The sequence below is a fragment of the Paenibacillus sp. FSL R10-2788 genome (genome assembly GCF_038003885.1).
In the GTDB taxonomy this organism is placed as follows: Bacteria; Bacillota; Bacilli; order Paenibacillales; family Paenibacillaceae; genus Paenibacillus_AQ; species Paenibacillus_AQ odorifer.
In genome coordinates, this window is record NZ_JBBOQA010000001.1 from 6,248,627 (window position 1) to 6,266,613 (window position 17,987).

Genomic DNA, 17,987 nt, shown 5'->3' on the forward strand with positions numbered 1-17,987 from the left:
GGCAGGTAGATAGAATGAAGGAAATTACAATCCACAGATTGGAAAAGAAATTCGGAGATGTGCATGCCTTAAAGGCTGCAGATCTGAAGATTCCCGCTGGAAGCTTTACGACATTACTCGGTCCTTCAGGTTGTGGAAAGACGACACTACTCCGTCTGATTGCTGGGCTGGAAACACCGGATGCAGGAGAAATTCTGATCGATGATGAGTTTATTTTTTCAGGCAGCAAAAGAATTAGCCACCCTATTCATCGCCGTAACTTTGGCATGGTTTTTCAAGATTTCGCCCTCTGGCCGCATCTGACTGTGTTCGAGAATGTAGCCTTCGGACTTCGAGCTTCCAAACAAAAAAAGAATTTACGGGTTCGGGTACAGGAGGCACTTCGATCGGTCAAGCTGGAGGGGTTAGAGCTGCGTTTTCCACATCAGCTGTCCGGTGGACAACAGCAGCGGGTTGCTTTTGCCAGAGCCGTAGTCATGCGCCCTCAGCTTGTATTATTCGATGAGCCATTAAGTGCGCTGGATGCGGTCTTGCGAGATGAAATGAGGCTGGAGTTAATCTCCTTGGTGAAAAACATGGGCATTACAGCCCTGTATGTGACGCATGATCAAACCGAGGCGATGTCTATGTCAGATGAAGTAGTTGTAATGCAAGGTGGCACTATTTTACAAAGTGGATCTCCTGAGGACATTTATCGTAAACCGAGTCATCCCTTTGTGGCACACTTTATTGGAAAATCCAACTGGATCGTTCCGGATAAACAGATGCTGCGTCCAGAACATTTACGCTGGTCTCAGGAGGATGCTTCCTTTCTTCCTTTTACAGGGACTATTCAGCATGTGAGTTATATGGGGGATCGCTATGAGATCATTCTGAACATGGAGCACAATGGGACTTGGACCGCTTATCATGATCGGCGCCTACCTGTAGGGGAAAAGATTCAGCTGTACGCTTCAGAGCACCAAATTCATCATCTGAATTAAGCGTCCACTGCATGGAATGGCTCTATATGATGCTGTTCCATGCAGCAAGATGCACACAACAATATTAGGGAGGCAATTACATTGAATCAAATGAAAAAGACAAAAGGGTTAAGTTCACTTCTTCTAACAACTGCACTTGGTATTACTCTAGTGGGCTGCGGCTCCTCGAACACCCCTGCGGCTAACGCAAGCGACAACCAAACCGATACTGCGGCGGCGACGCAAACTGAAGCCCCACAACCAACAGAAAAGACACTAAGCGGCAATCTTGTCGTTTACAGTGCAGGCCCTGAAGGTTTAGCCAATAAAATCAAAGACGGCTTTGAAGCCAAAACTGGCGTTAAAGTTGAAATGTTCCAAGGCACTACAGGAAAAATACTTGCCCGCATGGAAGCAGAAAAATCCAATCCGGTCGTTGATGTTGTTGTCCTCGCCTCTCTTCCGTCCATGCAAGGAATGAAAAACGACGGATTATTACTTCCATATAAAGAAGCGATTAATGCAGACAAGCTGGTTAGCGATTGGTCAGATACAGATGAAGGTAACTATTTCAGTTACAGTGCATCCGCACTCGGTATCGTCTACAATACCAAAAAAGTAAGCTCACCGCCGACCTCCTGGGATGACCTCAGCAAAGCGGAATGGAAGGGTGCAGTCAATATCCCCGATCCTTCACTTTCCGGCTCGGCTCTTGATTTCATGACTGGGTATTTAAGTGCTAAGGGGGACAGTGGCTGGGATCTTTTTAAACAATATAAAAGCAATGAAGTAGCTATGGCAGGCGCCAATCAAGAGGCACTTGATCCGGTGATTACCGGTGCTAAATCCGTCGTTGCTGCTGGCGTAGATTACATGGCTTATAAAGCAAAAGCTGACGGAGAACCTGTGGATATCGTCTACCCTGCTGAAGGAACTGTAATCAGCCCTCGTCCGGCTGCGATCATTAAGACAAGCCCGAATGTAGATAACGCTAAGGCTTTTATCGACTACCTTCTATCCGATGAAGCGCAAGCCCTTGTTGCCAAAGCCTATTTGCTGCCAGGCAGAACTGACGTGAAGGCAGAAAATCGTGCCAATCTTGAAGAAATTAAAACATTTGATGTGAATTGGGAATGGATGAACGAGCACGGCGATGAAGTTTCCTCGACCTTCACACAAATTTTTAAATAAGCGTAATGAATACTAACTCTTTGCGCTCATTTAAATGGGTGAGCGGTGGACTGGCTTTATTTATACTAACCGTGCTCGTGCTGCTGCCACTCCTGCTCATTTTCTGGACCAGTGTTTATCCAGAGGGGCATCTCGATATAACCGCACCACTACGAACCATTATGGGGAGCAATGACCTAGTAGAGGTACTGCTGAATTCTATCGGGCTTGGGGTAAGCGTTATTCTGCTAACTACTTTGTTTGCGCTGCCTCTAGCCTGGATTATGGCAAAAACTGACTTAGGGCGCCACAACTGGCTGGATGTCGTGCTGTTAATTCCATTTATGACGCCGCCTTACATTGGTTCTATGGGCTGGATGTTGTTTATGCAGACGGGTGGGTATATGGAGCAATTTCTGCCCTCCTCCTCCGTGCTTACACCGTATTTCTTTAGCTATGGGGGTATGGTGCTGATCATGAGCCTTCACCTGTTCCCCTTCCTGTATCTGCTGCTGCGCAATGCGCTTTTGCAGATCGGGGGCAATCTGGAGGAAGCAGCCTCTGTTCACGGCGCCCCCTTCTTTTACAGATTTAAAAGAGTGATTATTCCTTTACTGCTCTCTAGCTATGGGCTTGGAGCACTGCTCATCTTCGTTAAAACAATTGCTGAATTCGGTACCCCTGCGACCTTTGGCCGTAGGATCGGCTTTTACGTTCTGACCTCTGAGATCCATAAATATATCTCCAGTTGGCCGATTGATTTCGGTAAGGCTACTTCACTAGCCTCCTTGCTGCTCGGAGTTTGTCTTGTCATGTGGTACATCCAAACTGTAATTAGCAGCCGCTACTCTTACCGTCTGATCGGTGGAAAAGGAACTCGTACTAACCGTTATAAGAGTACAGGAATCGTAGGGTTTCTTAGCTGGGGTTATGTTCTTCTATTGCTTCTGGCATCCATCGGCATTCCTTATTTCTCTATCATAACAGCCTCATTATTGAAGCTTCGGGGAGAAGGTGTATCCTGGAGCAATCTAACCTTAAAACATTATGCAGAGCTGTTATCCCCGGGTTCGCAAGGACTTGAGGCCTTATTAAATAGCTTTACATTAGCTATCGTTGCTTCCAGTATCGCTGTTATTCTCGGGACTTGGTTTGCCTTAACGGTGGGAAAAGGGGCTACATTCAAGCAGAAAATTACAGATTTATTCAGCTTGCTTCCAAATACAGTCCCGGGAATTGTAATTGTAGTAGGGCTAATTCTGCTGTGGAATGCCCGCTGGATGCCTATCCCGCTCTATAATACCTACTGGATGGTTGTACTGACTTATGTCGTACTTTTCCTTCCTTATACTGTTCAGTATGTAAAAGCAAGCTATGGGCAGATCGATTCCTCTCTGATGCAAGCGGGACAAGTATTCGGAGGAAGTAAGCTGTATGTGTTCCGCCGTATCCTGCTTCCCCTCATCCTTCCGGGGATGGTAGCTGGCTGGATGATGACCTTCACCATTTCCAACCGGGAACTGGTAGCCTCATTACTCATTCTGCCACCTTCAATGCAGACCTCGGCAACCTATATTTTTGCCCAGTTTGAACAAGGTGCGGTAGCCATGGGGATGGCCATGGCTGTAATCTCTGTAGGCATCACTACCCTATTACTATTAGTCTTAGAATATTTAAGCCCAGATAGAAAGCGGAGACAACAATGAGCACACTAACGATTTGGGGAGGGGCCGGAGAGCATGGCCGTTCCTCCTATCTTTTGCAGGGCAAGGATTCACGAAATGGCATCCTGCTCGATTGTGGCGTAAAAAAAGAAGGCCCCGGTGAATACCCCCTACTTGATACGGATATTATTCCACATTTGCAGGCAGTATTTCTGTCTCATGCTCATGAGGATCATTCCATAGCGCTGCCCTTACTTTATAAACACGGATACAGAGGTAAGGTATGGACTACTAGATCTACCTCATTACAGCTTCCTGATTATTTCGAGGCCTGGGATAAATATGTGGCGGCTCAGTCCGCATCATTACCTTATCGAGAAATAGATAAGCAATCTATCCAGTTCATGTATTTAGAGGAGCATGTCTGCCCTCAAACTTGGCTGACGCTTGCGCCTAACCTTCGAGTTCAATGGGGACGTAGCGGGCATTTAGCAGGTTCGGTTTGGCTGGCCCTAGAATGGGAGGGCAAGACTGTATTTTTCTCGGGGGATTATTCGGAGGAATCGCAGCTGCTCACGGCAGACACACCAGCAATTATGGAAGCCGAAGCTAAAAATGTGGCTGATCTGTCCATTATAGATGCCGCATATGGGGCAGATCCTGATGAGCAGCTTGTAAAATTACAGCAATTAGAGATAGCCATCCATAACACCTTGCAAAAAGGGGGCTCAGTCCTCCTTCCCGTGCCTATCCATGGCAGAAGCCAGGAATTGATCGTATGGGCAAATGAATGTTTTCCAGATCATCAATTGATCGTTGAAGAAGCACTCGTCGCTCCTTTACGAGCTTTAAGCAACAAGGTGGAATGGCTGAAAGAGGACGCTATTCAGCGCGTAAATGCGCTTTTTAACAGAAAAAGCTTGTGTGTTGTATCTAATTCGGACGAACGCGCGAAGGCAATGTTGAATCTTAAGGGAGCTATCGTATTCACTAATGACGGGATGATGCAGTCAGCAAAAGCACAAGAATACTTTCACCAGCTCTCTGTTTCTCCTGACAACCATGTGATTTTTACGGGACATTTAGCGGCGGGAAGCTTTGGACATCGCCTTGTTAAGCAAGCTATGATCGGAGAATCTAGCAGCGTGCGCTGTACAGTCTCACTTATCCGCTATAAAGTCCATCAAGGCTTGCCGGACATTCGCAAAATGCTCCAAACGATTCCCAGCCACCGGACAGTGCTCGTCCATGCTCCCAAACCACATATCGACCAAGTAGCTTCTATATTAAAGGGAGAAGGTTTCACAGGACTATATTCTTTACAACCCGGCAGCACGCTTTCGTTCTGAAACTTATTTATGTAATATCATAAGAAAAACAATGGGGCTCTTCCTTAGGTCTTATTCAGACTTTTTGGAACAGCCCTTTTTTATGATTCGTACCTATTATCCACTTACTCTTTCGTCGTGCCCGGGCGATCCTTAAAAGCTAGCTCAAACAACCCCGTCGCAGATAAACCTGCAAGGCCCCCAGCCCAAAGGCGAAGCACTAAATCGAGTTCGGTAAAAGGATACGCTACTACGCCGATGAACAAACCTATCAATAGTCCGATAATCGGTACTGCATTACGCGGGATGTTGATACTATTTTTGACCAACTGAACCAGTGCCAGTACGAATACCGCTAATATAGAGGCGAACGCCATAACATCATCTAAAATTGTTCCAATTTCCATCCTTTTCCCTCCTTAGCGGGTACTTGTAATCTCAACCGTTCGAGTCGCTGAATCATAACCTACCTGAGCACCCAGCGCTTCTGCAATAACACGTACAGGGACGTAGGTGATGCCTTTTTCAAGCACTCCATCTGCAACTTTAACCCCGTTAACCTTTACGACAGCAATAACATCACTCTTCAATTCTTCCTCCTCCTTCCGATGGATGACCTTATACGCTGACTCCACCGCAGATGTTGAGGGCTTTGTCCCTGCTCGTAACTGTGTGAGTGTTAACCCAAACGCCATTTGAAAATGGGGGTAATCCTTGAAGCTTGTCCAGTCGCCTCCCCACTCGAAGCCCAGCCCTTTTGCCTCCTTCACAACCTCCTGCCAATCTGCGATCTGGTTGTTATTGCCGTCCCGGCACATATCCCAAGACACACCAGATCCATTCGGCAGCAAAAGAGCAAAATCTACAGCCAATCCAAAATTATGATAGCTATATCCGCCACGTGCATTGGTGACAATCGCTCCGGGCTTGGTGCGGCCTTGGGCATATAGAGCATCCTGCTCGTCAATTGTGCGAAGTCCCTGCGTAATGAGAATGGGGATGTTGAGTTTGTAGCAACGTTCGATTAGAGCAGTAGCAGCGGAACGGACTACGGGGTGTAGGTTGGTTAGACGTTGGGCTGATTTATTTTTCACCTGAGTTATTGTCAGCATGAAGTTCCTCTTTTCTGTCTATCTTTTTCAGATAAATAAATTGGTCGTATTTCCCGGAACGTGTCAGTATCGCTAATATTATAATTCCACCAGTTGTACCGAATTGGGCAATAGCCCAGCTACAATTAAGCCAAGTCAGCCATGTTGCCATGTCCACTCCTAGTAATTCTGCCAAACGGAATAGTAGAACGATAAGCATATTGAATGTATAAGCCAATAAGAAAAAAAGCATAGCCAGCATAAACACGCTGACCACACCTTTTTGGAATCTTTCGTAAAAATATTGCCTGTGGCGATGAATAATGTATAATCCGCAAGCCGTATTAGTGCCATATAGCACCAATAATAAAAATTCAATCATGTGCATCATGATCCCCTCGATCATAAACTAAATATTTGGCGAACCGGTTACGATCAATCTCCTCCTGAATTTCCTGCGAGACATTTTTATAATGACTTATGGTCAGTGTAACGCTGGTAGAGGCTCTACGGAGCTCCATCTCTTTATCAACATGCCGGGGGAGAAGCAGCCGCCGAATCCATTGTGACAGCATTCCTAACTCCCCCTGTCTTCCGTATGGTCAATCTTCAGTTTCTTTAAGACGTCCAGTGTGGGCTGCATAAACTCCGAGCGCTCCTTATCCAAAATCGCTTGCAGACGATCCCGATCCTCCTCTGCCCGATCCAGCATTTCTCGCGGTACAAGGTTCCCTTTGACAATCGCACGCAATAACACCATCAGCACGATCATCAAAATGAAAGCAACAATATAAGCCAGCCCATACTTATCTGCCAGCGGCAGCAGCTTCTCCAATTGCGCAATATCCCCTTCGCCCATTCGTCCGCTCCTTTCTGTAATGATGTTGATGCGTAATAGCCCCCGGCACCACCGAGGGCACAAAAAAACACGCTCCTGTGTGGATGCGTGCTAATTATTTGGCTGATGAAGCTTGCTCAGTCGAATCGTTTTCAGCAAAATGAAATTCTGATCGTTTCTGGATAATCTGATCCTTAACCAAAATCTCATTATCCGGCTGCATGTTATAGGAAGAAATGATATTCTCTATCGGACCCTCCTCACGATCAAAACGAGTGATGCAGGCATTGGCCATCAAGCGGATTTTGGCGGCTGTTATTGAATCCATTGTCATAATTACAACTCACCTCCTTTTGGGTTTATATGCTGAGTAATTCAGCCATAATGACTTCGACATCTTGAAGCCTGTCTTGCAAAGCAGTATTCTCAGCACGGAGTTGCTCGACTTCGCTTAATTCTGGTGGTTTGTTAGCTTCTGCTTCTAGATATGCTTCCCACGCCGCTTCCAGTTCTTCTTCCGTTGGTTGCGGGGCGTCTAGGTTCCAAGCTGCGATGTATGGGCCACGTTCTACAATGTCATAGTCTTCACCCTCGACTAGTCGATTAAAATCCACTACATAACGATAGTGTACACCTTCTATATACTCGGTTTCGTCTTCATCTAATGGTCGGATTTCGTAGCGTGTCCGTCCGTGTACGCCTTCGTGTAATACGGGTTCAGCTCCATTATCTTGCACTATGAAATCTTTTATTGGGTCGGCGTTTGGGTATAGATACATAATTGCTTGTGCTATATTCATTGTTCCTCATCCCCTTTTCTATGCAACTTTAACTATTCTCAAATGACTGAAAAGACCGTCACCAGTTACCCCAACGTTAGATGTTCCGTAATGATAAATGTAAAATTCAAGCGTATGCCCAGCGCTAAGATCTGTATTAGAAACCCCAAGGACGGAAACGTCTTGCCCACTAGCTGACGCAACGGTTCTTCCAATGCACTGATCCCGCGCTCCGTTTTTATAAATTTGAATCTGAACCACAAATGGCAAGGGTACGGATGTGCATGTAGCCATAACATCAATAGCGTATATACCAGCAGCTTTTGCAGTGAAAACCCCGGTGGTCGCATTCCATTCACCTAAACGATCATAGTAAACCGATGGGAATAAAAGTTTAGTGAATGTGTTCGGTACGATTGTTTGTGTAGCGCTACCGCCGCACGCAATATTACTTCTGGAATTCGTTGTATTATCTCCCCATGGGTTAAGAACTCCACTTGTGATGATACCATTTAATGAGCCTTCGGGAGTTATTCCTGATGGCTGTGAGCCATATTTATAGATTGAACCGCCATGACTAGTGTAAAGACCTACGCCATTCGCTTGCCCCGTGTTTTCGAGTGATGTAACAATCGAAGCACTTCCGACTATTATTCCAAAGTTTCGTCCAGATACCGAAGAATTTCTAATGTCTGCGTTTTGACCTGCAATATTAATGCCCGGATAATTAGCGGTAGTTCCACAGGAGCAATTTTTAATGTCGATGTTTCCACCGTCATACGCATTAAAACCCATTGAGGTTGTGGTATTAGCAGAAAAACCGTCTATAACAATACGATTGCACCGTTCAGCCACGAAGGAGCGGATAGTTACAGAAGTACCCATAAATTGAACATGACCACCGCCTACTTTGCCGCTAATCCTCACATCTTCGGCATAGGTTCCAGATGTAACATTTATAGATGCAGTATGATTAACAACTTGAGGAATCATGCCGATAGCCCTATTGATTGTTTTAAATGCCCCTGCTGCCGTATTGGCTAAACCGTTGTTTATGTCATTCCCATCCGTCCGTACATAGTACGTAATATCCGCTGTCGTCTGCTGAGGCGTAGTAACCAACGGCGCCTTACCATTCAACTGCCCCTGAATCCCACTAGTCACCCCATCCAAATACCCAAACTCTGCGTTCGAGACCACGCCAGTCCCAATCTTCGAAGCATCAATTCCGGCTGAAGCATTAACATCGGCGTTTACAATCACCCCAGCCGCAATAGCCGTAACTCCATCACCAGTACTAGTGACATCCCCCGTGTGATTAGGATGCACATAATTATTCGCTCCCGTAGCAATCCCCGCCAGCTTCGTTTTCTCGGCAGCGGTGTAATCGTTCGTGGACAGCTGTTTGCCTGTTACTTTATCGACCTTACCATTCACTGCATTATCCAAAATGTCCATATTCCCGTTCAGATCGGCAATATCAACGATATCTGTTCCCTCTGGCTTCTTTAAGCCCAAATTTCCTGTGGTTTGCATATGTCACTCTCCTATCTATAAGTTCTTAATTCGTTCCATGTTTTACTGTGAGCACTCTCCCAAGTCAAAGCCTTAACAGAGTCCCACCAGGTATAGCTGAACACAAATTCATAAGCTAAATGCGCAGGTTTAATCTCTTCGATGATTTGAATCAACCCTGCCATATTCGGAGGAATCCCCAGTGTACTCACAAAATGAATCTCAAAACGGTACTCTTCAGGCACTTCCTTTACTTCAACCACTCCACCTGAAAAAGCTGACGCCGTCCGCTGAATCATTTCCGGTGTGGTCGTTCCATTTCCACGCAGCTTTGCCTTAATCATCTCTCGACGAGTGGCATAAGACTTGGATGGATCGCTGCTGAGTCCAAGTTCGGATTCCCAGCGCCCAAGGCTCACTGTAGCCGTTTCAATAAACGCCTGATCCAGTACATCTATAGTACCTACCTTCAGTCCACCAATTTCTAGCCCGATGGTCTCCTGAAGCTTCTCCATTTCGCGGACATCCTTATAATAATCCGGTAAATACTGCATTAGATCAGGCGCCTCGACTTCACCCGGATGGCTCGAATCTTTATCTGCGGAATATAACAATTCGCTGTATAAAGAGCTGCCGTAACTCATCCTCTACACCCCCTTCAGTTGATTCCAGGTTAGGGGGCCTTTGGGCAAATAATCATGTGTATGCGCCGCCGGAGGAAATACCACTGGTTTACCTGCTACCCCCGCCCAAGCTACACTATCCGCTTGTTGCGCAAAATCCACCTTGCCATTGTTATTCGTATCGTAAATGCTTTTCAGCATATCCCCGGTACTCTGCGCGGCTACCAGTAAGACATTGCCAGCGGCAGAACCAATGTACAGCTTGCCACTGTCTGTACAATACCCAAGCTCACCAATAGCCAGCGCTCCAATGGCGCTTTCCAAGCCGCGGCGTATTTGAATCAATGTTTTTAGAGCCATTGTCCCGCCCCCTAGAATGTTCCGCCATCAATACTGGCCACGGTAAGTTTATTGCCATTCGCAGCATCATAAACGATACTGCTTCCATCCACACTTACAGCTACACCGGCTGCATCCACGGTGATTCCTTTTCCAGCGGTAACCGCAATCGCGTCTGCAGTGACCGTGATCCCATTGCCCGCACCAATGTTCAGCGTCACAGCATCGGCTTGACCCCCACCAATCAGCCCGTTCCCGGCTGTAATGGTCTGTAGTGCACCACCGGTACGTACCCATGCGCTGCCGTTCCAGCTGTAAATCTTCTGCTCATCATCGACGTAAGCGGTCCAACCTACGGCAGGAACATAAAATACCCAAGCGGCAGATTGGTATTCAACAATTTGATTCGTTTTGCCCGCCCATGCCCCGGTTGCCCCTGCTGGAATAATATAACGATCCCCCTCAACCGGACTGGCAGGTGGAGCCAGCAGGTTCTGGTCTTTTACCGATGCTTGCGGTTCGATGTTATGCTTAGCCAGCTCAATTTCATTTTTAATCTTTTGCGCAGACCACAAGTCTGTAATCGTAGTCCCCGCATCATTGATCGTCCGGTGCTTGGCCACATCATCAATGTGAGTCTTGATCTCAGCGGCAGTCTTTACATTTGTCCCATCCGATACTTTATTGATATGTCCCGCACTAATATCCGCTTTAAGCACCTTCGCATAGGTTGCTCCATCAGCGATATCATCAATTGTACCTGTCAGATCGGTAAGCTTCTGCGCATTCACCCGCCGCCATGCTGCCCCATCATCAAAATATAAATATCCGCTATTCGAACCCGTAGTCACGTAATACAAACGACCAACGGATCCTGCAACCGGACGCGAAGCTTCTGGCCCTGACAGCGCCCTGCCGACCATGGAATTGGACGTGCCGTCACCAATATAAACTTCCTTAGTATCACTGCAAAAACCAAGCTCACCTGCCTTCAACACGCCATAACTCGTTAGCTCAGCCTTTGTACCCCGCTTTATTTGTATGGTCTGTGCCATTTTACACCTCTCTTCTAAATGATCCTCCGTCAATCTGGCCTTTGTTCTTATAACGCTCTATTTCAGTTTGGACAGCGGTAAGACTCACCTGCAAACCGTTAATATCCTCTGCTTCAACCGTATCGCCGGGGGTTTCGTAAGTCACATATACCTCAGGCACATCGGCAAAAATCTTAATCAACCGCCGCCAGGGCGCCTCATCCGGAAAAGACACAGTGAAATTGCGTAGCTCGATCCCGGAATACTGTGACCCTGTGTACACCGCAATGGTCTGATTATTAATATTGTCATGCGCTAGAAGACCACTGTAAACGCCATTTACAAGCGGTAATCTCTCTTCGATAACATAGCTGCTACCGTTTGCTTTTTTATTAAGTTTTTCTTGAAAAATATCAATTTGCTCTGGATAACCCATGCTACACCTCCAGTAGAACGTTACCGAACAACGGTACTTCTTCTTCGTTCAACATCACATTGCCCGCTCCACTGTTCAACTTCAGCTCTGTGTAATCCGCGACTCCTTCAGTAGCAAGCAATAATGCCCCGATGACAGACTGACTGATATAGGTTGCTGAAAAAGCCTTCTCCTTGCGATATTGCTCAAGCATCACCTGAAAGCCTTGGTTTACAGCTTGCAGTGCATAGCCAGAAGCAAGGGTTACCTTGGCGCTTATACTGATGTTTTTGCCCGCAGCCGGCGCCACGGTCACCACAGCCCCTACCGGTGCTTGTCCCTCACCCGCTCCTGAGACCGGATCAATGTATTGCTGCACCTGAGCCGCCAACAGCTCGGATGCAGGTTTTTTTTCGGCGTCCACAATAATCACCTTCACAGTTTTAGGACCTTTCCATAATGGAAAAACACGTGCGCCTCCTACACCCGGAACTTGCAGTCCCCACTCCATATAGTGATATTTATTTCCGCTAGTAGCTGGGCGTCTGGCTGAATCCAAATAACGCTGGCGTAGCGCATCATCCGTTTCAATGTCCTCCCCAGGGATCAGAAGAGAAGCTATTTCTCCGCGCGCTAGGTCTGAAATATAATCCACTGGCAGTAAAGAGCCAAAATATCGATTTCCTTCTTCTCCAGCGGTTTCACTTTCCAAGCGATACACTCCAGGAGATAACTTCTCCACAGCCGTATAATTCAGCATTTCGAGTGAGAAGCGGCTGCCGAGTGGAACATCCAACAATCCTCCATCCGCCTTATAAAAAATCCCTTTCAGCTGTGCCTTGCTGGCTTCACGCCTTACAATGCCTGACCAGGAGATGCTTCGCTCCAAGTACTCTCCGGTAGCCGTATCTGCAAAATACAGATTATTATTCACATCCAGCTCAATATACATCTGTGCCAACTCAGCGGCTGCTGGAGCCAACGCGTCATAAATGATGCTGCCCTCGCGTTTATCCAATCCTGATGGAATCCGGTCCAGCATCCGCTCCAAAAGAGCCTCATACGTCTGATCCTCATACATCCTCATTCCACTCCTTTCTCAGCTGAAAATTTCCGTAACGTGTGACGACCTTGCAGTCAAAAGTTAGATTATCTCCGGTAAACGAAACAACAATATTCTCTAAGCTAAGGATTCGTTCATCCTGAAGTAGTGCCTCACTAACGATACGTCTGATTTCAGCTCTAACCAGCAGCCGATCCTTGCCAAGCACCAACCGCCACTCTGTTCCGTAATCCGAACTGTAAATCAGATGTTCAAACCGATCGGTTCGCAAAATTTTTGCCGCTGCCTGTTGAACTGCTTCCAGTCCATCCGTTTGGCCTGTAATCCTTTTTCTCTCCCAATCCATTCGGTACGTAAGACTAGGACTTTCCCCACGCTCAAGGTTGACCTCCCCCTCAAGCAGGGCCGTTATCGGTCCAGCTTTTCCAATCGCCGGGATCATATCGGACTCACCAGCCGATCCAGAACAATGTAGCTTTGTCCGCCCTGCATTCGAACCATTAATACGCGGTCCCCACTCGCTAATCCTCGCCGAAGTATTACTTCTTTGCCCTCGATGTCGATCTTGCTTTCCATTACCGATTCAGGCAGCACTAACGCATTCCCCGATAAAACAAACCGCTGATCCACCTGAATCTGCAAAGGAGCTGCCACCGTTACCGTTCCATAAGAAAAAGCCACGGGATTTGTACTTCCCACGGCTCCTAGACTTGCTTTTTTAATAATATCTAACATCATTTCTACACCACCTTAATATCGAGGGACATTGTATGCTCCCCTCCAGAAATCTTATGGCTGCATTGGTCCACCAGAAACAATTGAGTCTCGAATTCATCCAATAGGACATAAATGAAATTGCCTGCTCTTACACGCATATCACCAATCGCCTGTATGGAGAGACTAAGCTTTTCACGATTGTGCATTTTCAGCAGATTGTTTGCCTTCTCCTGAATTTGTGCAGCATTCGCTTTGTCATCAGCCTTTTGATACAAGTGCAGGATACCCCAGCGTTTCACATTGTCCTTGTCACTGACCGGATAGAAATCGCGTTTGCCCGATGCCTCGTTGTCCTTGTACAGAAAAATCGTGTTGTACGTATCGTCATCAATACTTTTTTTGAGCGAATAATCGTACAGATAATGCCCCGCTCCCAGCACCAGGTTAAGCAGCATAGAATCCGGTTTACGCAGCGTCAGCTTCCCAAAATCATCGTAAAAAGCCATCAGCCGCCCCTTAAACTGAAGCTCACTGCCGATGGCTCCCATAATGATGTCCAACAGCTTTTTGTCATCTTCAATTAAAGAAGGAATCCGGTACTCTGTCTCCTCCAGCACACCTGTCTTTAATCCGTAGTCCGTTGTTATTTTCTTGATCACATCACTAGCCGTAACATCCTGCAAAACATAACTACCATTGCCCAGCAAATAACGAATCTGATCATAGGCAGTCAGCTTAATCTCTTGATCCGAGCCCGTATCAATGCTGAACACAAATCCGTAAAATACATCTACATTATCTTTACTGAACTGAATAATATCACCGTTGCTAATCCCGAACTTGGGGAGCTGATAAATTCCGTTGTCCACAAGCGTTAACTCTAGCGTTGACGGTTTACCTGACCGTGCAGTTTTCCAAGAAATATCTGAGACTATGCCAGAAATATCCCATATATTCCCTCCTTTATTCTTCACTAGCAGTTCCATAACAGCCTCCTACGGCAGCTTGATGACTTTACCGATGGGCAGCTTTTTCAGCTCACTATCCGGAATGCCATTAAGCTTCTGAATGGCTTTGTACTTCGAGCCATCTCCTAGGTTTTTTTGAGCGATGCTCCATAGACTGTCTCCAGCTTTTAAGGTATAGGTAGTAGGCTTTGCCTTTTCATTGGCCCTCTTCTGCTCCGCCTTCACTTCACCTTTAACAACCTTCACAGCTACCGCCTGATAGAATACGTATTTTTTGAGAGATAACGAATATTCAATATCCCCTGACGTACCCGCACTAAGCTTCCAAGTGAAACCTTCGATGCTCATAGCCATATTCACAGCAAAATCAATTTTTAAAGATGCATCCTCACTAATTGAAGATTCCTCTAGCCATTTCTGTGGTTTGTTTAACTTCTTTTTATCCTTTTTCGTATCATCGGGATACCTCACACCGGAGAACACAAACCGAATGGGCCGACGACTCGTCATCCATTTCTTAATAAGCTCCACATATTCAAAAGGTCTCTTCAGCCCGTCCTCCTGCACCAATACGAACGGATACCTTTGTGCCGGAAAAATACTTTCAATCGTGATCTCCGTAAGCTTCGGATAAGCAATCGTATTGATCTCACCCAGATCGATAATGGTATAGCTTTTTCCATCTCCACTCTCCTTGATTTCCAAGGTCTCTGGATTGACTGGCAGCCGGATTGCATCCTCCTGATTATTAAAACCCAAAAAAATCCCGTACTCTTCCACGTTACGTATACACCCCCTGCGCCGTAGAGACAAACTCCTCGTTCAGCTTTTGCCCGATCTTGTTGATAATCGTATCAATGTCTCCGGCATTGTTAATATTTCCGGTCGTCACCTGCACCGTCGGCGTAAGCTCCACAAAATTCTGGATCGCCTGAATCTCGGCCAGCTCGCGGAGCATTTTCAGATCATCACTGGAGATGTCTACGGTGTCGTTGATGGAGCCGAGCTCGTTCACACGGTTGACGGTGTTCAGATTACCAGGTACTCCTGCATTTTGAAAAGAACCTACAGCGGAAGGCGTATTTAACGCAGGAGTTTTCGTCACAGGAACTACTGGAACCTCAGGAATGGTAGGCGATTTCGGAGGTTTCGTTGAATCATCTTGATGAGTAGTATTCCATTGATTGATTGTAGTCTCGTTATTCGTATTCCCCCCTACGTTTAGGCTTTCTTTAAATTTGTTAACATCAAATTCTTGCGTATATTTCGCAGCCGTATCAAAAGTATTTTCAATGCTCATCTCCACGTTCTGTTTAAATTGACTGCTGTCAACCCGTTCAAGATGAAGATTAATCTCTGATTCTATACCTATAAATTTACCAACAGCCCCAATTACTTTATTAATACCACCTAATAAAAAATTGGCAGCATCAATGATACCATTAATAAATCCGGTCCATAGATCAATCACATAACCTACAAAATCTGCAACGATCTGTCCGAGAGCCCTGAACATATTGGCAAGAAAATCTCTTACTGGCTGAAGAGCTGCAACAATTCCTAAAAAAGCCACAATAAGTGCAATAACAAGTCCAATTACAAGCGCAATAGGATTGGCATTTAACACAGCGTTGTAAATCCCTTGCGCTGCGGTAGCGATCCCAGTCGCAATTGCTGACATATTTGTTGCGATTGCTGCTGCACCCATAGCAATTTTATAAGCAATAATCCCAGCAACAATTCCCAAAAGAATGGGTACTACATAAGGCAACGTGCTGCTAAGAACACTCCAAAGGAATAAGGCTCCCTGTACAACTTGTGAAAAACCTTGTGCTATAATAGCCAATCCAATGGCCATCCCATCGATAATAGGCTGAAAGGTTCCTTCTGAGAACGCATCGTTAAGAATGCTTAACAGCGGAGAAAATGCTGCAAGTGCCCCTTGTCCCATGCCAGCTAAGGAATTGTTATAGTTTCCAAGAAGTGTCTGCCACTGATTTACGGGTGAATCCATCATGGTTTGCAGCGAAGTACTCGTCATACCTGCCGTTGTCATGATATCTCCCAAAGTACTTAAAAAAGCGCCCATGTTCCCCGTACTGGCTACTAGGTCGAGTCCACCAAGCTCCTCTTCATCTACCTGAAGCATCGATGCTAAGTCACTAGAGTCTCCATCAAATGCAGAATTAATAGCTGATGAAGTATCGCCAATATCCTTACCTTCTGGAGACATCATACTAAGCCTTGTGGAATAATCCATTAGCTTATCTAGCTGGTCCGTATTTTGTGTTTTAGGATAAAACGACAAGACACTTTCCATAGACTTGCTGACGTCCTGTCCGGTTTCTAGCGCTCTCTTCTTGAATTTATCAAACATAGCTACACCAACATCAGCATTTCCGGTTTTTGCTTTGAAAAGATCTTCCCACTTTTGCTGCTCAGCAGCTGGCACAAGCACCTTCTCCATGACACCCTTAACTTTTTCCACCATACCCTTAGCCTTTTCAAAGGCCCCCGTAAGCTTTTCCCAGGTTCCTGCTTGCTTTTCAGCTCCTCCAGCCCCTCTATCAGCCGCATCATTCAGTCTCTCCTGAGCCTGAACCGCACCTCCAATAGAAGCTTGAATTCTGGTATAAGCTGCACTGTAATTATTAGTGATGTTGTACACGGGTTTATTGACTATTTTCATACTGATACGGTTTAAGGTTGCTGAAAAGGAATTTGAAATATTTGCCGAGACCTGTGTTGTAATCTGATTGGTTATATCATTGATCCATTGATTGGAAACTTGCTGTATTCCAGCTATATTATTTTGTACACCTGCCATTCTCTCACCCCCTAACTATCTCTTCCTCGCCTTACTCCGTGCCTGATCGCGCTTCTCCTTCTCCACACGAACAGCAATCATCGCATATATTGCGGCGCGTTCGCGGGAAGACAGCTTCATCAGCTCATGGGGTAAAATGTGCAGCTCATGGAGGGCGTAATAAGCAAAATTGGCTTCACTATCGCCCTCGTTGATTAGTTTTTTACTTCATCCACCAGCTCGTTCATGTCCGTGCCAAAACCATTTAAGGCCTGCACCCGCTCACCCAACGCCGCGAATTCACCCGGAAGCAGCATTTTACGCAGCAGTGTTTCAGCGCCAAGTACGCCATAAGAACGCTGCAGTTCAGCATTTTTTAGATCCGGATGCATTACACTTGAGGTCATCAGCTTCGCCATATAATCGTTAGGCTCAATTTCAGAGGTATACACTCCGTTTTTCCCTTTGACTTTGCGGGTTGCGGCCTTGCGGCATTCCTGATTCTCATCCTCAGTCATACTGCGCAACTTCCAGGCCACCGCATTTCCTTCCTTATCCTTAAAACGCTGGGATACCACAAACTCCTCGGTCGTGTCACATGCTACATTTTGGGCAAAAAACAAACTTAATTCGCTCATTGTCTTCCTCCTAGAATTATTTATTTAGATACTTCTC

At 46.1% G+C, this 17,987-nt stretch carries 23 protein-coding genes; 4 read left to right on the forward strand and 19 right to left on the reverse strand.

Annotated features, from left to right (window positions below; all coding sequences use genetic code 11):
* The first annotated feature begins 14 nt into the window (after positions 1-14).
* The 4 genes from NSQ50_RS27685 (at position 15) to NSQ50_RS27700 (ending at position 5,145) form a co-directional block, all read left to right on the forward strand.
* Complete coding sequence (locus NSQ50_RS27685) at positions 15-983, forward strand: ABC transporter ATP-binding protein (RefSeq protein WP_076099886.1); 969 nt, start codon at positions 15-17, stop codon at positions 981-983.
* A gap of 90 nt (positions 984-1,073) precedes the next feature.
* Complete coding sequence (locus NSQ50_RS27690) at positions 1,074-2,153, forward strand: ABC transporter substrate-binding protein (protein WP_076223624.1); 1,080 nt, start codon at positions 1,074-1,076, stop codon at positions 2,151-2,153.
* A 5-nt stretch (positions 2,154-2,158) separates the two neighbouring features.
* Positions 2,159-3,838: an ABC transporter permease gene (locus NSQ50_RS27695; protein ID WP_076141916.1), complete on the forward strand. Its 1,680-nt coding sequence runs from the start codon at positions 2,159-2,161 to the stop codon at positions 3,836-3,838.
* Positions 3,835-5,145: an MBL fold metallo-hydrolase gene (locus tag NSQ50_RS27700; RefSeq protein ID WP_076223608.1), complete on the forward strand. Its 1,311-nt coding sequence runs from the start codon at positions 3,835-3,837 to the stop codon at positions 5,143-5,145. Before NSQ50_RS27695 ends, NSQ50_RS27700 begins: the two co-directional genes overlap by 4 nt.
* 104 nt (positions 5,146-5,249) lie before the next feature.
* On the opposite strand, the gene NSQ50_RS27705 is transcribed toward NSQ50_RS27700, so the two are convergent.
* The 19 genes from NSQ50_RS27705 to NSQ50_RS27795 form a co-directional block, all read right to left on the reverse strand.
* On the reverse strand, positions 5,250-5,531 hold the full coding sequence (locus NSQ50_RS27705) for a holin (RefSeq protein WP_036681278.1): 282 nt from the start codon (positions 5,529-5,531) through the stop codon (positions 5,250-5,252).
* A gap of 12 nt (positions 5,532-5,543) precedes the next feature.
* On the reverse strand, positions 5,544-6,236 hold the full coding sequence (locus NSQ50_RS27710; RefSeq protein ID WP_036681277.1) for a M15 family metallopeptidase: 693 nt from the start codon (positions 6,234-6,236) through the stop codon (positions 5,544-5,546).
* Complete coding sequence (locus tag NSQ50_RS27715) at positions 6,208-6,597, reverse strand: hypothetical protein (RefSeq protein WP_036681275.1); 390 nt, start codon at positions 6,595-6,597, stop codon at positions 6,208-6,210. Before NSQ50_RS27715 ends, NSQ50_RS27710 begins: the two co-directional genes overlap by 29 nt.
* On the reverse strand, positions 6,590-6,790 hold the full coding sequence (locus tag NSQ50_RS27720) for a hypothetical protein (protein ID WP_036681274.1): 201 nt from the start codon (positions 6,788-6,790) through the stop codon (positions 6,590-6,592). Before NSQ50_RS27720 ends, NSQ50_RS27715 begins: the two co-directional genes overlap by 8 nt.
* 2 nt (positions 6,791-6,792) lie before the next feature.
* Positions 6,793-7,074: a hypothetical protein gene (locus NSQ50_RS27725; RefSeq protein ID WP_036681272.1), complete on the reverse strand. Its 282-nt coding sequence runs from the start codon at positions 7,072-7,074 to the stop codon at positions 6,793-6,795.
* 94 nt (positions 7,075-7,168) lie between these two features.
* Positions 7,169-7,387 carry a hypothetical protein gene (locus NSQ50_RS27730; protein WP_036681268.1) on the reverse strand — a complete coding sequence of 73 codons (219 nt, stop codon included), beginning with the start codon at positions 7,385-7,387 and terminating at the stop codon, positions 7,169-7,171.
* A 25-nt stretch (positions 7,388-7,412) separates the two neighbouring features.
* Positions 7,413-7,853 carry an XkdW family protein gene (locus NSQ50_RS27735; RefSeq protein ID WP_036681266.1) on the reverse strand — a complete coding sequence of 147 codons (441 nt, stop codon included), beginning with the start codon at positions 7,851-7,853 and terminating at the stop codon, positions 7,413-7,415.
* Between the two features lie 18 nt (positions 7,854-7,871).
* Positions 7,872-9,368: a hypothetical protein gene (locus tag NSQ50_RS27740; RefSeq protein WP_036681265.1), complete on the reverse strand. Its 1,497-nt coding sequence runs from the start codon at positions 9,366-9,368 to the stop codon at positions 7,872-7,874.
* An 11-nt stretch (positions 9,369-9,379) separates the two neighbouring features.
* Entirely contained in the window at positions 9,380-9,991 is a 612-nt protein-coding gene (locus NSQ50_RS27745; RefSeq protein ID WP_076105556.1) for a putative phage tail protein, read from the reverse strand.
* Between the two features lie 3 nt (positions 9,992-9,994).
* Entirely contained in the window at positions 9,995-10,330 is a 336-nt protein-coding gene (locus tag NSQ50_RS27750; protein ID WP_076099872.1) for a hyaluronate lyase N-terminal domain-containing protein, read from the reverse strand.
* Positions 10,331-10,341: 11 nt separating this feature from the next.
* On the reverse strand, positions 10,342-11,364 hold the full coding sequence (locus NSQ50_RS27755; RefSeq protein ID WP_076105555.1) for a DUF2793 domain-containing protein: 1,023 nt from the start codon (positions 11,362-11,364) through the stop codon (positions 10,342-10,344).
* 1 nt (position 11,365) lies between these two features.
* Entirely contained in the window at positions 11,366-11,779 is a 414-nt protein-coding gene (locus NSQ50_RS27760) for a hypothetical protein (RefSeq protein WP_036681259.1), read from the reverse strand.
* Between the two features lies 1 nt (position 11,780).
* Positions 11,781-12,839, reverse strand: a complete 1,059-nt coding sequence (locus tag NSQ50_RS27765; RefSeq protein WP_076105554.1) for a baseplate J/gp47 family protein — start codon at positions 12,837-12,839, stop codon at positions 11,781-11,783.
* Entirely contained in the window at positions 12,832-13,263 is a 432-nt protein-coding gene (locus NSQ50_RS27770; protein WP_076099869.1) for a DUF2634 domain-containing protein, read from the reverse strand. The genes NSQ50_RS27765 and NSQ50_RS27770 overlap by 8 nt, the downstream gene beginning before the upstream one ends.
* Positions 13,260-13,556: a DUF2577 domain-containing protein gene (locus NSQ50_RS27775; protein WP_036681399.1), complete on the reverse strand. Its 297-nt coding sequence runs from the start codon at positions 13,554-13,556 to the stop codon at positions 13,260-13,262. Before NSQ50_RS27775 ends, NSQ50_RS27770 begins: the two co-directional genes overlap by 4 nt.
* 5 nt (positions 13,557-13,561) lie before the next feature.
* Complete coding sequence (locus tag NSQ50_RS27780; RefSeq protein ID WP_340949841.1) at positions 13,562-14,524, reverse strand: XkdQ/YqbQ family protein; 963 nt, start codon at positions 14,522-14,524, stop codon at positions 13,562-13,564.
* 9 nt (positions 14,525-14,533) lie between these two features.
* On the reverse strand, positions 14,534-15,286 hold the full coding sequence (locus NSQ50_RS27785) for a LysM peptidoglycan-binding domain-containing protein (protein WP_076105552.1): 753 nt from the start codon (positions 15,284-15,286) through the stop codon (positions 14,534-14,536).
* Position 15,287: 1 nt separating this feature from the next.
* The gene (locus tag NSQ50_RS27790; RefSeq protein ID WP_038573435.1) at positions 15,288-17,333 is read right to left on the reverse strand and encodes a hypothetical protein; all 2,046 of its coding nucleotides are present in this window, start codon (positions 17,331-17,333) and stop codon (positions 15,288-15,290) included.
* Between the two features lie 194 nt (positions 17,334-17,527).
* Positions 17,528-17,950 (reverse strand): phage tail assembly chaperone, encoded by a 423-nt coding sequence (locus tag NSQ50_RS27795; RefSeq protein ID WP_036681247.1) that lies wholly within the window; start codon positions 17,948-17,950, stop codon positions 17,528-17,530.
* Positions 17,951-17,987 lie beyond the last annotated feature (37 nt).